Annotated in this window: 13 protein-coding genes and 2 pseudogenes; 7 read left to right on the plus strand and 8 right to left on the minus strand. The window is 43.2% G+C overall.

From position 1 onward, the window contains the following. Together F1593_RS29970 and F1593_RS23040 are read right to left on the minus strand one after the other, a co-directional pair. A pseudogene (locus tag F1593_RS29970) lies at positions 1–326 on the minus strand (transposase); the annotation flags it as partial. A gap of 561 nt (positions 327–887) precedes the next feature. After that, on the minus strand, positions 888–1,667 hold the full coding sequence (locus F1593_RS23040) for an HNH endonuclease (RefSeq protein ID WP_149403915.1): 780 nt from the start codon (positions 1,665–1,667) through the stop codon (positions 888–890). Between the two features lie 142 nt (positions 1,668–1,809). Between F1593_RS23040 and F1593_RS29975 the strand changes: the two are divergent. Next, positions 1,810–2,034, plus strand: a pseudogene (locus tag F1593_RS29975) (IS6 family transposase); the annotation flags it as partial. Positions 2,035–2,349: 315 nt separating this feature from the next. On the opposite strand, the gene F1593_RS23050 reads toward F1593_RS29975, so the two are convergent. Continuing rightward, positions 2,350–3,489, minus strand: coding sequence for a hypothetical protein (locus F1593_RS23050; protein ID WP_149403916.1), 1,140 nt, complete (start codon positions 3,487–3,489; stop codon positions 2,350–2,352). 686 nt (positions 3,490–4,175) lie between these two features. Between F1593_RS23050 and F1593_RS29460 the strand changes: the two genes are divergently transcribed. Beyond that, positions 4,176–4,412, plus strand: a complete 237-nt coding sequence (locus tag F1593_RS29460; protein ID WP_443092276.1) for a type II toxin-antitoxin system Phd/YefM family antitoxin — start codon at positions 4,176–4,178, stop codon at positions 4,410–4,412. A gap of 308 nt (positions 4,413–4,720) precedes the next feature. Here F1593_RS29460 and F1593_RS23060 read toward each other — a convergent pair whose 3' ends face one another. Continuing rightward, positions 4,721–5,095, minus strand: coding sequence for a hypothetical protein (locus F1593_RS23060; RefSeq protein ID WP_149403917.1), 375 nt, complete (start codon positions 5,093–5,095; stop codon positions 4,721–4,723). Between the two features lie 189 nt (positions 5,096–5,284). Between F1593_RS23060 and F1593_RS23065 the strand changes: the two genes are divergently transcribed. From F1593_RS23065 to F1593_RS29120, 3 genes are read left to right on the plus strand one after another with little or no spacing between them, the layout of a single operon-like run. Next, complete coding sequence (locus F1593_RS23065; protein WP_149403918.1) at positions 5,285–6,241, plus strand: DUF488 domain-containing protein; 957 nt, start codon at positions 5,285–5,287, stop codon at positions 6,239–6,241. A gap of 45 nt (positions 6,242–6,286) precedes the next feature. Beyond that, complete coding sequence (locus tag F1593_RS29115; RefSeq protein ID WP_216368970.1) at positions 6,287–6,805, plus strand: DUF8758 domain-containing protein; 519 nt, start codon at positions 6,287–6,289, stop codon at positions 6,803–6,805. Further along, positions 6,802–7,179, plus strand: coding sequence for a DUF8757 domain-containing protein (locus tag F1593_RS29120; protein WP_503826832.1), 378 nt, complete (start codon positions 6,802–6,804; stop codon positions 7,177–7,179). Before F1593_RS29115 ends, F1593_RS29120 begins: the two co-directional genes overlap by 4 nt. A gap of 646 nt (positions 7,180–7,825) precedes the next feature. Here the strand turns inward: F1593_RS29120 and F1593_RS28590 are convergent. Next, positions 7,826–7,990, minus strand: coding sequence for a hypothetical protein (locus F1593_RS28590; protein ID WP_172632376.1), 165 nt, complete (start codon positions 7,988–7,990; stop codon positions 7,826–7,828). Positions 7,991–8,005: 15 nt separating this feature from the next. Next, complete coding sequence (locus tag F1593_RS28595; RefSeq protein ID WP_172632377.1) at positions 8,006–8,350, minus strand: hypothetical protein; 345 nt, start codon at positions 8,348–8,350, stop codon at positions 8,006–8,008. 774 nt (positions 8,351–9,124) lie between these two features. Here F1593_RS28595 and F1593_RS23080 point away from each other — a divergent pair. Together F1593_RS23080 and F1593_RS23085 are read left to right on the plus strand one after the other, a co-directional pair. Next, a complete protein-coding gene (locus F1593_RS23080; protein ID WP_149403919.1) occupies positions 9,125–11,380 on the plus strand; it encodes an ATP-binding domain-containing protein in 2,256 nt (751 codons plus the stop codon). An 82-nt stretch (positions 11,381–11,462) separates the two neighbouring features. Next, the gene (locus tag F1593_RS23085) at positions 11,463–13,871 is read left to right on the plus strand and encodes a DUF262 and DUF1524 domain-containing protein (protein WP_149403920.1); all 2,409 of its coding nucleotides are present in this window, start codon (positions 11,463–11,465) and stop codon (positions 13,869–13,871) included. Positions 13,872–13,973: 102 nt separating this feature from the next. Here the strand turns inward: F1593_RS23085 and F1593_RS23090 are convergent, their stop codons facing one another. Together F1593_RS23090 and F1593_RS23095 are read right to left on the minus strand one after the other, a co-directional pair. Further along, positions 13,974–15,713 carry a DUF2357 domain-containing protein gene (locus F1593_RS23090; protein ID WP_149403921.1) on the minus strand — a complete coding sequence of 580 codons (1,740 nt, stop codon included), beginning with the start codon at positions 15,711–15,713 and terminating at the stop codon, positions 13,974–13,976. Further along, complete coding sequence (locus F1593_RS23095) at positions 15,688–17,379, minus strand: McrB family protein (protein WP_149403922.1); 1,692 nt, start codon at positions 17,377–17,379, stop codon at positions 15,688–15,690. The genes F1593_RS23090 and F1593_RS23095 overlap by 26 nt, the downstream gene beginning before the upstream one ends. Between the last annotated feature and the right edge of the window lie 173 nt (positions 17,380–17,552).

The raw sequence follows: 17,552 nt of genomic DNA on the forward strand, positions 1-17,552 counted from the left end.
AAAGCCACTTTCCGAGACCCCGAGCACACCGCACATCACCACTATTGTAAACTCGTGCTTGTGCTCTTCGATGAATTGATACTTCATCGCTGGTCCTGTGAGAAGATGCTCACTACTTTTTTTAAAATATCACGCTCTTGCTGGACTCGTTCCAATTCTCGTTTGAGGCGTCGATTTTCCTCTTCTATCGCAGTCTGAGGCCCTTTTCCTGGAAATGCTTCTTCTCCATGCTCTGCCAATTCTTTGCGCCAGTTATGAATCGCACTATCCGATATTCCCAGTTCTCGCGCGATCTGAGCTATTGACTTGCCCGATGTTTGTACCAGCCGGACTGCTTCTTCTTTGAATTCTCTGGTGTAGACTTTTTAAACCTTGCTCATGATTGGTCCCTTTCTCAAGCTTCGCTTCGTATATCTCAGCTTTGGGGACTCTTTCAAATCGGGGCAAGGTCACCATTCGATGGGAGGAAAAAATGAGCAAACAATACACGAAAAAACCCGCCATGGGAGCGGGTTGGGAGTAATGCGCCCAGAGGGATTCGAACCCCCGACACTCGGTTCCGAAGTCCGCTCCCTCCTGTCTAAATACGTCTACCAGTGTCTATTCTGAGCTCAAAAACAATGGCGAATGTCTACGGAAGTACAAGAAAATCTACGTATGTCTAACGGCGTTGCTGTCAAATAAAATGTCAGCATCATACCTACAGGAGACTGTCGCCGAGCGCCTGATGAGAGCGCGCATCAAAGAGAAACCACCATACACATCAAGGAGTTGAATATCAATCACATCTTGCCGACTGGCTCTCTGTGTTTTGGACAAGGCAATACTGTAGACACCATCCCGAGTTGCGGATGAACCACAAAACGGCATGGTATCTGTGCAAAATGCTACTCGAACTCTGCGTTTTTGATCATTGCTATAACTTCATCAATTGAATATGGGGGAGTCTTTTTATGAATGATTACATGACAGTTAGGACAAACGGGACGCAAATCATTGATAGGATCAACTTGATATCTTTCGCCGATCTCAGAGAGAGGCTTCAGATGATGCACATGAATGACGTTTCGCCCAATTTTGCCATACGTTTTTTCAAAATCAAAACCGCAGATGACACATCTGGCTTCATAGCGTTTTATACACTGATCTCTTGCATCTCTGTTTCGTTCATAACTATTGACGTATACTTGTTTTCTTGCGCCTTCATAGAGATTTTCAGCAATCTCAACATCTATTTCTTCTGGGGAGATTATCTCCGATGATACCGCTTTTTCATATTTTTCCTGCATGGCCTCCTTTAGTTCTGGCCTTAAAATATAATAAAATCTTCCCTTCTTTCCTGGCTCCCCCAAAAAAGGAACACTCCACCACATAGGGCTTTTTTCAGGGGCGGGTCGCATCGGCACCTGAATGTTGAGCTTTTCTGCTATCCTCTTTCCCAATTGTCCAACCTGGTTATTGATAGGGGCATGATCAGACTTATTGAGTAATTGTGCTAATTGTGACGTGCTCGCCTTACAATCCTTACAGTCAAATATCAAATTCAGTAACTTGATATCTTGCTCTGGTATGATGTCTGAATCTTCTAAAAGGGTCATCCATTGCTCTTTGGTTATGTCTATAGGATCTTTCCGTTGGAGTTGCTCACTGACACTTTCATCAAGCATATTTCTTCACCTATTTTGTAATATTTTGCTTATCCTGTTCATCCACTCAAAGTATACCATCAAATATATTGATGTGGTTGTGTTGCGAAAAAAGGATACTGATCTGGTACAGTAAAGGAAAACGAGCGAAAGAGATCCCTTTATGGCCAAGCACCACCCCTTCAAATGGCGTCACTTCCAACTCGACATCATCCTCTTGTGCATGAGGTGGTATCTCCGCTACGCTTTGAGCTACCGCGATCTTGAGGAAATGATGGTGGAGCGAGGACTCTCTGTAGACCACACCACGATCTACCGTTGGGTTCAGCGCTACGCCCCTGAATTGAAAAAATGCTGCCGTCCTTACCTCAAGACGACCACTAATTCATGAAACGCTTGACGAAACCAGGGATGGGCTTCTTCTCCTTCAAGACAGCATGGCAAACGTTCCAAGGATTTGAGACCATGAACATGATCAGGAAAGGACAGTTACAAGGGGTGGCCAAAGGAGAGGTGAGAAGCCAGGTTGCATTGGTTGCCCAGCTGTTTGGAGTGATTGCTTAAACTGAACAAGCAGAGTCGCTCCATACTCATCTTGTCTTCTTTCAATTTCTTGCAACACAACCCTAAAAGATACCTGAACATGTAATGTGTTTTCCACTTCTCAGATAGTGGGACTACATTGTGACAATATGGTTATCTTTTACTTGTCAGAGACTTCCCTCGTTGTGCTAATCGATATGAGCTGGTCATAACGACCAATCCGGCATTGCAGCGCGATCCTTTCATTGTGCGCATGGTACAGCATGCGCCAACCTTCTGTTTTTAACGCAATAAAGCGGTGGGCTGCGGCAAACGCTTCTTCTGGGGTTGCAAATCCAACGTTTTCTTCTTTCTCAAAATAGATGCCTGAGATATCGCGGAATTGCACCCCAGCTAGCCATCCTTTCCGCCACGTCTCTATCAGTTGGACATGGACTTTATGAAAATTGACTCGAGTCGCCCGTTTCGCCTGATAGAGTTGCCCCTCACTCATCTGCTTTTGCCACACAAAGTCTCTATGATCGATCAGTAAGGGAGGCCGGACTGGCACTGATGGCACACTATCATGGGTGATGACAATGGTATCGTGTGGGTCAATCTTTCCAAGTTGTTGAACAATGTTACGCACACGCTCTTCCTCAGCACAGAATGCAAGCAGCGTTTCCAACGCGTGCTCTGGGGTAAGAAATAGTTGATCGGTTGCTGGCTCAAATGCCACACTCTGTGTCTCCGAAAAACGTATGATAGCTTCCCACCCTTTTCCATAGATATGTGCCAACCGTAGACCAATAGTCGCCTCTGCCACCTGTCTACGTTCCCAGGATCGATAGGCGGCCTCGGAGTTTGTGAGATGATGCTGGGTGAAAATGATCCCCTTCACTTCCAGCACCGAAGGAGAAAAATAACGCTCTGGATCAACGTCGACTGGCCTAGGTGGGACATGATGTAAGATTTGCCGAGCTTGTTTCTGCTCTTTCATATCTTTGAACGCTTCATGCACACGGTGTTCCTCGGCAAGAAAATCTTCGGTTGCCAGAAGCGCAATCTCCGAGGTAGGAAAAAGAGCATGAGAGGAGAGCTTCAGTTGAATGTTAAAACGTCCATCCAAACGTATAGCTCCCCACCATCCTTTATCGGGAACATACTCGAGGAAAAGGTCAATCTTAATATCTCCAAGCACACGCGGCTCGCATGCCTGGTATACAATATAATCCTTGCCCTCAGCAACCTGGATAAAGGCACAATCATTAATATGAATATGAGGCTGCTCGACATCCTTGTTTTCCTGCGTTTCATCCATAAAAGTAAATATTCTCGCTTCTTACTTTACTATATATTTATATTGTACCTTTATCACATCCATTCATACAACCATCATAATCCAATCAAAGAGATTCAATACCGGACATATTCATAGCTCCAGTTCTCTTTCAGCAAAGACATGAGCCTGGTCATCGGTGAGAATGACGCAAAAATATTTGATGCACTCTTTTGTCGTTTCGATAATACGAGATTGCTCAGCAGTCGGATGTTTATATATCAACCAACTGTGTTGTATCCATTGTTGACTTTCCTTTGAAAAAAGGGCATAGCCAGTGACGATAGCCAACGTATCTTTGTTCTGGTTCCACAGTTGAGCCGTATTATAAATGGCATTGGCGAGATTCTCCAGCTACCAACTCTACAGTTCCCCCGATAATGTGTCCATACTGCAACAGTAACGCTAAATCTGGTTCATACCTATTATCCATAACTACTCCACCATGGACAACCAATTTCTCCTCTAAACCAATTTCACACGAACAGAAAATCGAATAGCTTTATCCTGTTGTGGATGCACTGACAATGGTCCTAGACTCCTTGCCTCAGAGAGCTGTGCCCATAATGCTTCTTTGGCCTTTCCAGTTTTCCTTCGTGCAAAGAGCATGGACTGGTATATTCTCGCTTCCTGTGAGAGGAACGGAACGATTGAAAGGAGTTCTTAGGATGAACGAACCCATCACAACACGACACGGCAGACCAGACGGAGTGGTCACGCCATGGGAGGAGACGAGGCGGGTGCTGGAAACAGCCGAACTGTTCTGGCTCTCAACAGTGCGGCCGACGGTCGCCCTCACGTCACGCCGCTCGTGGCCGTGTGGCACGACGGGGCCATCCACTTTACCGCTACCGACACCGCACAGAAGACTGTCAACCTGCGTGAAAACGCGCACATCATTCTGACGACCGTCTGCAACCCGAGAGGGTGACTCACCGTGGTGGTTGGTGCAGATCACCGACCAGGACGCCCTCGAACGCTTAGCCTCAGTGTGGGTGACCAAGTGGGATGGAAGCTAGCCATACCAGGTACGCAACGTTTATTTTTACCTCTACGATGAAAACACACAAAAAGTTCTCACAGATTCGAACCTCGTGTTCTCCGTCAAACCCACCAAGGTCTTTGCATTCGCCATAGACCTCAGCCAGACCCGCCACCAGTTCTAACTACTCGCGTGGCTACGCGACGCGACATGCATTGGCCGCGTTCTGTCTCAACCGATGGAACGCGGCGGTGTTCGAACCTTCACACCAGCGCTCATCTTTGATCCCCAAAATGGACGAACCGGGAGCTTATGTACCACAAAGGGAATAGTGGTAATAATTTGTGCATTCCATACATCCAGGATGGCAACCCTCTCATAGTCCTGATTGACCAGGAGTTGGGGAAAGCCAGGTCGGCATTGGGCTATGTAGATATCGCCTGCCAGGGAAAATTGAAGATCTGGCTTTTTATCTGTTGCATCATCATGCCTCTCATCACTATTTCCTGTTTTGGCAGCCTTCGCCCTGGAACAGCTGGAAATCGGATCAGCAACGCGTATGTTCCAGCTTCTAAAATGTGAGGCGTCGTACACCTTCTTTTTCATTTGGTACTCGCTATGGAGATCACCAATGCTCTGTTTCTTCCAGCTTCAAGAAACGTCTTGTAATACAGAGGTTTCCAGAGACATTTTGTAGGACCTTTGTTCTCTTATTCCTTGTAAAAGTCCTGTTCTCACCGCGCTCTAAGCCCTATTGTTTATACTATGGAAGAGGAATAGAGAGGAGTTTATACAATGTTTTACCGAAGAAAAATTTTGCTTGCTCTTATCGAAATATTCGGTGGCTCGCTTGCACAAGAAGACTGTAAGGCTCTCTTATTCCTTTTCTGTCTCCGAAGAGAAAAGAATTTTTATGACTTTTTCCCTTCAAACAATAGTGTGTATAGTGTGATCCTCCAATCAGATAAACGCCGTTTGACGACGCTTGGATTTCTTGCAGACCTGCCTGATTTTCAAATCCATGAGAGTCAGGTGTATACAAATCAATTACAGAAAAAAGATCAAAGTGAGTTACTAGCATTTCAATCAGAAATCGGCGATATTCGTAATAAGGCGCTTCTTCAGTTGCTATACAGAAACATACCGTCTTTCGTCTCAGGGAACCAGCGCCCTTCTCCTGAATCCATACCCTCTCATAACAATGAGGAGGTGTGTTCATGTCTATTGACTCTGGGTTATGAAGGTTTAACAATCGATGGCTATCTGGATATTTTATTAAGCCATCAGGTGAAGGCAATTATCGATGTCAGGAAAAATCCGATATCAATGAAACAAGGCTTCTCCAAAAAGCAATTTGCTGCTGCCGCTCAAATGGCTGGACTGACCTACATCCATATTCCAGACCTTGGAATTCCCGCTCTTTTACGAAAAAATTTAACGAATGATGATGCTTATAAAAACCTGTTTGCCTATTATGCTGCTGAAATTTTACCTGAGCACCATGATGCTCTTGAACATGTAAAGGCACTTTCTCGTGACTTTGAGCGCGTAGCACTGACCTGTTTTGAGGCCAATCCCATGTGTTGTCACCGCCATAAAATTGTAGAACAGCTTCAGGGCGATCCCAATTTCAAGGTGCCAGTACAGCATTTAAATGCTCAGAGCACCTCACTCCTCTCTACCCAATCATTGCAAGGCACACAGTCTTCTCATGGATTTTTGGCGAAAAATGCAGTATATTCATTAGTGTAATATACTGCATAATGCGTTTCACCATGATTCATGAGGAGGTGCCTTTTGCCATCGTCTTCTGAGTATTTACCCTATGAGATTCCCAACGCTGAAGTGCTGATCACAGTCAAAACCTATCCATTGCCATCGAATAAGTATGGAGAACTGGTGTGTACTGCAGGTCTTCTCCATGATGGCAAATGGATTCGGGTGTATCCCGTTCCTTTTCTGGATCTCCCATACGAGAAGCAGTACAGTAAATATCAGTGGATAACACTCGACTTGGTGAAGAATACCAATGATTTTCGTCCTGAGAGTTATCGTCCCAGGCACGAGGCTGAACGCATTCAAATTGGTGAGCAGATAAAAACCAAGAACTATTGGGCGGAACGCAAAAAGTATGTTTTCAAAGAAGTGTTCTCCTCAATGAAAGATTTAATAGTGCTGGCAAGAGATACGCCTCAGAAGTCGCTTGCAACATTGAAGCCTTTACATATCGTAGATTTTGTGATCGAAGAACAAAAAGATCGAGAATGGCCTCAACAATGGCGTGACTATATGCTCCAGGAAAACTCTTCCAAATAGACGCACAGGATAGTGGGAAACGCCGCCAACCTCCAAAAAAACTTCCGTATAAATATTATTACAAATTTCGCACGGAAGGTGATAAAGAACCCCGACAACTGATGATCGAAGATTGGGAGATTGGTCAATTGTATTGGAACACGTTGAAAACGTGTGGAGGAGATGAACGAGAAGCCAATCGAAAAGTGCAACAAAAATACTTTTACGAGTTTTGTTCCTCCAGGCATGATCTCTATTTTTCCTGGGCACAACCCTGGAATATCAACGTCGTCGTGCAACCAATCCCTTTATTATTGTTGGCCTTTTTTATCCACTCAATCCAGATGAACATCAAAAAAACAAAAACCAGAAAAAGCGCAGTGTCGATTCTATAATGCATCTCAACTCAAGCTGTTTTAACTATCAATCAGTAATATCCTAAAAGGCCGTAAAAAATGAAAGAGGGCTAAAAACACCTCTGTATCAGTGATTCAGCCTTCTTTCAATACAAATGGCTGGATATATTCCCCAAACACCATACCATCAATTCCGTCATCTTACAGATAACAGTTACATGAAAAAAAAACGTTACATTTTCGACCTATCATAAAAACCGTCATCCACAACGAATAGATATCGTAGCGATATAAAAGATACATTGAAATCACAACACAGCCAATGGCCACCATATAGACCACCACTGTTTCCAATACCACATACTAAATGCATACCGCCAACGATACGATACCTGATAGAAAGCAGCAATAATGATGAGGGCAACAATGAGAACGAGGTAACTTGTGGTATCGAGAGTCGGCGGCGAGGTTTCGATGTCAGCAGTTTTAGAAGGTGATGATAATTCAGGAAAGTCGATACCTTGACTTAATTTTTTGATAAAGAAATCTTTGCTGTGCTTGTAAATAGCGTCAGTACATCGATATGTGCCGTTTCAAACAGGTTCGATGAACCATTTGCTCCACTTCATACGGATGTGTCGTTTAGCAACCGATTCTTTGTATCCCGTCGATCGAATGATGTCCTCTATAGTAAATGGTGTGTTCGATGCTTCCATGTTTGTGAAGAAGTGGTAAGCTCTATCTGCTTTTTGTAGATAAAATGGAACAATTCTTGCCATTGAGCATCACTCATCTGGCTGAGGACTTGCTCTGTGAGACCGTTTTGCGTATGATAGGTTCGGCTTGACATGGTTTTTCTCCTTGGTCACGTTTTGGTTATTCGATGACTGTAACGGAGAAAGACCTGTCTTGTCTCTTTCTTTGGTTGTTCAAGTACTTTTTTGCTTACGTTCGCACCTATGGGATCATGCCCCTGTACACCCCACTGGGCGGGTCCGGGTTGAACATGACTGAGTCGGTGCAGCGTATCATCGTCCATCGAGCCCTTTCCGGTCAGTATCCTCAAACCCAGGAGCAGATCATCACCTGGTGAGAACAGACGGTGGCGGGTTGGAACCAGGACCCAACGCCTTTTGTGTGGAACGGCAAGCGCCGAGAGCGCAGACAGCGTGCTCGGCTTAAACGAATTGGCTGGCTCTGGCGCAGCCATTCGTTCTTACGCAAGCTAATTGCAGATTGACCCACTTAGCGTGAGGCAACAACACAAGCCAAACAGCTCAACTATACGTAGTATACTTTCGTCGTCTCCAGAATTCATCTTTGGTAAAACTACAGAAAAATGGACAATGAACACTGCTACTCCCTTAGAGATCGGCGTTTATAACCGGAGCGAAGCTACTTCGCTACTCTAGTATGTTAGCCAGACAGATCAAGGATGAAACTGACGAGCACCGAAAAGATGAGGAGCCACAACCAGAATCTCTATCTCTCATATACCTGATAGCCAGGAACAGAGAACAGCTTACCATCCTACGCTCACTTTATCACTCAGATAAAAAGGATAACTTTTCGTCTTAATATCAATACCTATCCACCACTATGGTGCCCAAGTTTGTCAAATCAAAAACTTGCGAGTTTCTAAGAGAAATCTCCTTTCTCTGAATCTTCCGCCTCTGTACAACGAGAAACAATCAACAAACATTTCCAGCGAAAACACCAAATAGACGAAGATATTTCCACAGGCAAAAAGTGTTCAAGGGAAAAACATGCGAGAGTGCTACCACTGGGTAAGATTTTTCACTATAGGGAAGATGAAAACAGATCTTCCGTGAGGTAATGCTTAGATTGTTAATAGCATAGAGTTTTCGATTTGAAGTAGTTCTGCTAATCAGAGCATTTTACTAGACTAATCGCGAAAAATCAAGTAGAATAACCAAGTTATAAGGACCTTTACGGATATTACACACAGAGAAATGAGGATGATATGGATTTTATACAATCCAAGCCAAGCGTTCCCAAATATGGCTCCATGATGCTATGGAGGGCATTAAAAACAGTATTACCAAATGACGATGGCGTATGCTACTATCAATATCCATTATTTTCTGTTGATAAATCACGTCAGATTCCTGACATCCTTTTACTTCACCGACAATTAGGGTTGTATATAATTGAGTGCAAGCCGTGGCGCATTAGCGATATTGAAAACATAGATGAAAGTGTATGGTTCCTAAAATATAAAGGAGTTGATACAGCAGAAACCCCCTATCTACAGATGGAAGATCAACTCCAATCTGTTTTGAGCAAATTTATGACAGAAAGAGATTTACGTAGAGGGCGAAGCGAAAATGTTATTTGTGGACATTTATTTCTCGCACTACCATTTATACATCAATCAGAATGGAAAGAGAGGAACTTCGATACATTTTTTAGCAACACACCTACAATTATTTTTGCCGATGATTTGAGACCAGAAGTATTCAAAAATTGTCTGCAACAGATACCAGAAGAAGAAAAACAAAAAACGCTTTCTGATACACAATGGGCACTTGCTCTTGGCATACTCAATGGTTCACCTGTATTGCGAAGAGAGCCAAGACCACAAACACAACAACTAGAAACAAAAGCAGCCTTCCTCAGAAGAGTTGAAGAACAAATCCAGATGATTGATACAGAGCAACATAAAATGGCTATGCAGATTCCTGACGGTCCACAACGAATTCGCGGCATTGCTGGATCTGGTAAAACTGTTGTAATGTGCATGAAAGCTGCAATCATGCATTTAACTCATCCAGATTGGCATATTGCTTATACATTCTATTCTCGTAGCCTTCACTCTCAAATCAAGAATCTCATTACCCGTTTTTATCATTATTGGTCAGATGACAGTGAACAATTAGAGCCTGATTGGAGTAAACTCCGCGTCCTTCATGCATGGGGCGGTAGAGATATGAGTGGTTTATATAGTTTGACTGCTGAACAATTGAAAATTGAGCCCCGTACCTTTAGCGAAGCAAAGAACACGTTTCATCATCAAGATTCGAGTGAGTTATTAGGAAATTGTTGCAGAGAATTGCTTAACAACGTAAAAAAGATTCATCGCACCTACGATGCCATTCTTGTCGATGAAGGGCAAGATTTTCATTTTGATTTTTATAAACTCTGCTACAGCATTTTGAAAGAACCAAGAAGACTTATCTGGGCTTACGACGAAGTGCAAAGCTTAGAAAATCTTTCAATTCCAACTACCATGGATATCTTCGGAACACATTCCGATGGAACGTCAATTGTTGATTTAGATGGTACTTATGAGGGTGATATCGACAAAGACCTGATTCTTTATCGTTGTTACCGTACCCCACGTCCAATTTTGATTGCTGCTCATATGTTTGGTATGGGATTGCAAAGATCCCTAGGAGCTGTACAGTTTATCTTCTCTTCAGGAGGATGGGAAGATATCGGTTACGAATTTGTAGAAGGCAAATTAGAGCCTGGCGAAGAGGTAACAATACGAAGGCCTAAAAAAAATTCACCTCATTTGTTGGAGGATCTTGAAGGCTACAAAAATTTAGTGAAGTGGCAAGCTTTCGATGAGAGAAGCCAGGAACTTGATTGGATTGCACAACAGATTCATCATAATGTTAGCCACGACAAATTAAAACCAGAAGAGATTGTCGTCATTTCTTTGGATTGGAAGCATATCACTAGCGACTTCGACAACTTATCTAAAAAATTAGAGAGATTAGATATTCAGGCATATATTACAGGTAAATCATCAGAGAAAGAAATATTTTGTGTTACAGGAAAAATAACATTAACAAATATTTTCAGGGCAAAAGGAAATGAAGCACCAATTATCTATGTCATGGGATTTGATCAGGTAGATAACAACCAAAAAATGATAGTTCAAGATCGAAATCAAGCATTTACAGCAATGACGCGTGCTAGGGGTTGGTGCATTTTAACTGGTATAGGATTAAAGGCCAAAGCATTATTTACGGAAATCGAAAAAATTGTAATGAGCGACCCCGAAAAAATAACGTTTACCGTTCCAGACCACAAAACGATCCAGCGTAACCTTGATAGTTTAGAATATGAGCGCCTCCGAAAAAAAAGAAAGAAAGTGAAAGAGCTTGCAGATAAACTAGAGAACGAGCTTATTGGAATAAAGGCCAAGGATCCAATGCTTGTAGCAGAAATCATGCAAAGGTTCCGAAATGTCGAAAATGATAACATATAACTGTAACTACTGTAATGATTATTGATACACTATTCAGTTTAACACTTAGAGAAACAAAGCGAGAGACAGCAGGTAAAAATTTATGAAAGCACAGGAAAATCAATTTCTTCCATTCCTCAATGGCAAAAAGCAATTTATTATCCCTATTTATCAACGCACCTATAGCTGGCAACGAGAGCAGTGTGATCAACTTTGGAATGATATTGTTAGTGCAGGTACAGACAATGAAATGCCAGGGCATTTTATTGGTTCTGTGGTATACATCCAACAAGGGACTATCCTCTTCGGTAACGTTCCACAATTCCTGTTAATTGATGGCCAACAACGCTTAACAAGCTTGATGCTTTTGTTGACTTCTTTAGCAGAAAAAGTGCAAAGTGAACCTGAAACATCCAATACTTTCTATAAGGAAGATATTTACGATTCTTATATTATTAATAAGTTTGGCAAAGAAGAACAACGCTATAAACTTCTCCTTACCCATAGCGACCAAGAAACATTAAAACAAATCATTGACCATCCAGAAAAAATTGTTCCTGATAATACAAAAAGCTTTGCTCCTCTCATCAATAATTATCTCTTCTTCCGTGAAAAATTACAGCAGAGAGAGGTTGATCTGGCAACAATATTATCAGGTATTAATAAGCTCATTATTGTTGAAATATCCTTAAACAAGGATCATGATAATCCACAACTCATTTTTGAAAGTCTTAACTCAACAGGAATGGATCTCTCGCAAGCCGATCTGATCCGTAATTATGTATTGATGGGACTGGATGCTGAAGAACAAAAAAGAATTTATAATGAATATTGGTATCCCATTGAACAGAAGTTCCGCTATGGAGGAAATGGAGATTATTTTGACCGCTTTATGCGCGATTATCTTACATTAAAACAAAGCAGTATCCCTAATATTGATAAAGTATACACAACGTTTAAGCAATATCATCGTACAAAATATCGAGTCACTATTCAAGAGATTATTAAGGATATTTCCCGCTTTGCAGAATATTATGCGAATCTGGCATTCTTACATGAAAAAGATGTGCATATTAAACAGGTGATGCAAAATATCAATGCGCTCAAAGTGGATGTTGCCTATCCATTTTTTCTGGAAATTTATGACGATTACAAACAAGGCAAACTTACAAGAGATAACCTGGTTGCCATATTGCTCCTGATTGAGAGCTATGTCTTTCGCCGGGCAATCTGTGGTATTCCCACTAATGCATTGAATAAAGTGTTTACAACTTTAGGCGCAGAAATTGACAAGGAACACTACCTTGAGAGCTTACAAGCAGCTTTATATACAAGAACAGGGAGTGGAAGATTTCCACGCGATGATGAATTCCGAGCATATTTTGTAACTAAAGATGTTTACAATTCTCCACGCCGCAACTATTTGCTAAGCAAGCTAGAAAATTACAATCGCAAAGAACAAGTGCATACCTTAAATTATACAATTGAGCATGTTATGCCACAAAACAGCCGCCTATCCGTTGCATGGCAACAAGAATTAGGGCCTGAATGGAAAGATATTCAAACACGCTATCTACATACCATTGGCAATCTCACCCTGACTGGCTACAATTCACAACTCAGCGATCGCCCATTTCATGAGAAGAAAACCATTGATGGTGGTTTTAACTATAGCCCATTACGTTTAAATCAGAGTCTGGCTCATTTGGAACATTGGAATCAACAGGCTATCGAAAAACGTGCTCAAGTCTTAGCCGATGAAGCGATTAAGGTATGGGCAATTCCCGCACTCACTACAGAGCAGACCAATAAATATAGTAGCAAACAAGGAAGAAAAGCAACCCTGGCAGAATTTATTGGTCCTGTTCACGATCCTCTGGCGGGTTTTGTGCCTGAAGGATTCAGACTGGTGCAAGCCACTGAAAAACGTTTCTATGTTTACCGCCAGATCGAGGGAAAATGGATACAATATGGCGACGGTAAAAACGCTTTCTTTTCCACAACCTGGGCATCTGCCAGAGAGCGCGTACGTCGTTGTTATGAACTAAATCTTATACCACAGGGGGCCGGTGGTGAGAAAGTCAATACATCAATATCACCTCTTTCTGAAGAGGAAGATACTGACGATGACAACACCAATAAAACATATACCATCAATGACCACCCTTATTTACAGGGAGAGATGCTTGCTTTATTCAATGAGTTGCGCAAGCGTATTTTGAATCTGAGTGTAAATGCCAGCGAAGAGTTCAAGAAGCATTATGTTGCCTATAAATTGACATCAAACTTTGTGGGGGTTGAAACGCTAAAAGGCTCACTCTTGCTCACTATGAGTATCCCTTTTGAAGAGATCGATGATCCGAAAGGGATTGGCGAAGATGTAACCAATATCGGGCATCGTGGCACAGGACAGGTGCGGGTAAGATTGACACAAATAAGCCAGTTAGATGATGCAATGTATCTTATACAGCAAGCATTTGACCGCCAGAATAATGAAGTGGCGCTCGTTTAACCAGAAGCGCAGAGCATCAACCACGCATAGTCAGAGAGGCCAACATAGCCAGGACAAGTTATGTTGGCCTCTCTGGCTTCCTGTCAATAATGATGGATACATCTAGATGACTTGAGCCTCATAGAGGATATCGCGGAGCTTCTGCCGGACTTCTTGCTGATGGTCCAGGGACATATTGGGCCTGAGTGGGATACCTCCTATTTTGCCGTCGGCTTCTTCGTAGACACGATTCCCTGGATAGAGAACATACGCCGATGTGACGATATTGGATGGTCGAAAGCGTTTGCTGATAGTATCATAGCGCTGATATTGGATATTGGCTGCGTAGTTGCTCATTTTGTCGATATCTTCGACCAGTGGATAAAAGTAGCCATCGTCCTCGCGCACACGTTTGTATTTGGCATCGAATATGCAGACGGCCGCCGGTTTGTTCTGCTGGTATACTTCGATGGACATGTCTGGCGTCTGTGGAAGGCTTCTGCCATTGGTGGTGACAAGACCTTCTGCACGGTGGATATTATAATTGGGATAGTTGGGTTCATAAATGATTTTGATGCGTTTGTCATCTCTGGCTAAGACGATGCTGGCGATGTTTTTGCGCACCTCGAAATGAAAATTGCCCTTATCGATCTCATAAAAAAGATGCTGAGAACTGGCTTCATATCCCTCTTCCTTTAAGAGATCAATGGTGATGCGCGTGAGTGCAAAGACACTCCACATTTCATAGAGTTCCGACATCTTGCGCAGGCTGAGTTCGGTAATATACGTTTGCGAATTCAAGCTAATCTGGAGGCGCTGCTGGAATTGTAAGTAGAGCTTGTAGAAGCGGCTGTAGTGAGGATGTTTGAGGAACACTTGCGTCGCTTTATTACTGGAGACTTCTCCTCGTACAGAGCGCAGAAAGAGGTTATTGCTCCACTGTAAACAGCGCTGCTTCATGTTCTGGCACTCGTCAATGACATGTTCCAGAGCCACGATCCCTTTTTCTTGCTCACCAACATCGGAAAAATTGTGTCTTTTCGCGTGTGTCAGGGCAATTTTACGCTTCCCGATCTCACTAACGGCTCGCTCCTGAATGGCGTTGAGTTTGGTAATCAGTTGCTTTTTGAGAAATTGCTTGAGTAAGCGGTTCTCATATACATCATAAGAGAGCACGGTTTGAGGGACCTGCCATCTTGCGGGTAAGGTGAGAGTCTGCGTGTGGCGTCCGACTTTTCTGGCAATGTGAAGCGTATCACCGCCAATGGCCTGGCTATCTCCGTTAAACTGCCAAACATCGGACCACTCGCGCTGCTCTGTCTGATTGCTCAGCACACGATAAGGATCACGGCGTAACGCGCCAAGCACCTCTCCCATGTGATCAATGATCAAGCGGATATGCCGATAATCTTGTAATGGTGAGGCATCTTGCAAGCGCTGGACAGTTTTGACGCGTTCGCTGACAGATGAGACCAGATTGAAAAGCAGGTCGGCAGCGATATTACTCAAATCTTCCTGCATATTCTGATACAATTTCTGGGTGAAATACTGCGGCACAACACGCACTTTGGTCACCTGATCAGGATAGTCTGAGCCGGGCACATGGACGCGCAGTTCGTATAATCCTGCATAGGTGAAGGGTTTCCAGAGCCATAAACCATAATTATAAGTATTAAGTGGCTTCTGATCAATAAAAATCTCAACGGGATGAGGAGCATATACCGTGGCGCGCACGTAGTTCTGCTTGTATTCCATCGCCTCTACTGCAAGATTCTCAGTGCCCGCTTGAAAACTGACTGGTCTATCGTTGATCGTAAGCCAGGTATCCAGGCCAGTGTTAACGCCAGAAACTGGTATAGCCATCGCGTTTCAACCTACTTTTCATTTCTTGCAGCCGCTTTTCAGTCTGCGCCAGCCTGTTCTTTTTACTAAAGGTAATCAACTCTCCAAGCATCCCATCAATAGTTTCAGTTCCACGAATACGTGGCAGAATGCGCTGCTTGCATTGCAGGTCAAAGGCCACATCACTCGTGAGCAGGCCGTGACTATTGGCGAGATAGAGTTCTATTTCATGGACGACTCGGTAGCCGAGGCCCATATCAGCTTGCTTGAGAATCTTGTTGATTTCGATAATCTGGGCGCGATGGCCAGTATCTGGTGTGGTGGCGCGATAGCTTTGCCAGGCACGGTTAGAGATAGGCAATGCCTCTCCTGGATCACTCGGCTCTGGAATAAAGTTAAGATCGACGTTGAAGAATTCAATAGTATTGGCGCGATCAATGACCTTGTCACTGATGGGCTGGGTCGTTTCGTCGACATTGATAGTACCGGTAAAGATCAGATTATACGGTAGAGATATCTCAGCAGAAGGCAGTGTGGCCTTGCTGCGTGTACTACGGTGCTGTGCGTGCAACTGCTTAAATGATCGCTCGCTCATCAGTGTAATGCTGCGATCTTTCAGGCGGTCTCCCTCCATGGCGCTGAGGAATTGGGAGAAATAGTACTCGACATGGGCCAGATTCATTTCATCCAGGCAGAGGCTATAGAGTTTCTTCTGATCGGCAAGTGCAGCCATAATAAACTCAACGGCAGGCTCAGTGACATATTCGCCTGTCACCGTATTGAGATGTCCAAGCAGGTAACGATCATCATTCCAGTTGGGACGCACCGCAAGACGTTTAAAGGTTTTATCCTGTCCCAGGGCGTCGGCATAGAGTTGGGCCAGCTTAGATTTTCCGGTCCCGGAGAGACCCGCCAGGATCACAAAAGGGCGCGTTTTCAGACTGATATGATAGTTATACAGTGTCTCATCTTCAAAATAGCAACCACTCCGTCGGATGTAATCTTTGACATAATCCAACACCTCCCCTTCCGAGAAGATTGCATCATCATCATCAATATCATCATCAGCAACAGACACTATTGCTACCTCATCTTCTTCCAGATCATCCTCTTCAGGCTCAGACAAGAAATCTGAAACCTTAACATCCAAAAATGTCTGCATATGTTGCGCAATAGTAGCAAATTGAGAACCGATCTCAGTTAATGTGGTATTCAGTGCGTCTAATTCTAATCGTGCAGATGGTAAAGCTGGAGGATCTTTTTTCTCAACCACTTCTGGCTGTGTTGGGGGTTGGACTGGAATGGAAAGAGTATCATCAATGCTACGCTTCAAGGACATGACATTCATCAGGCTGGTGATGCCTTTGGCCTGCTGCTCGGTAAGTTGTACATAGTTACTTAACATATGTGCAGGCAATAAGAGGGATAGGGTCGCGAGTGGCAGGATATTTTGATAGATAGCGCTGACACGCAATGTAAGTGTATGAGCAGTACGATTGATAGCATCAATACTAAACTCATAGGGGAGTAGGATATCTTCATTGTGCTGAGCTAATAATACCCGCTCGTTGAGTTTAAACGGTAGCAACACATTGACAGGATAGTCAATCGTAAGCAGTTCATTTAAAGGGTAAAAATTTTTTCCAGTAATGATTTTGTTGTCGATGGGGCAGAGATAATAATTCATATATTGCCTCAATGGAAGTTCTTACTTCTATTAGTTCATCTAATCATGTATTTTCCTAGATATTTTTCATTGTATGGCAGGGTTTGGCGCTTGTCAAGTCACAATTATATACCCAAAACATTGTAATTTAGAAAAGCTTATTTATTTCTATTTGTTCTATATTGACTTCTATT

It is taken from the genome of Dictyobacter arantiisoli (assembly GCF_008326305.1).
GTDB lineage: Bacteria > Chloroflexota > Ktedonobacteria > Ktedonobacterales > Ktedonobacteraceae > Dictyobacter > Dictyobacter arantiisoli.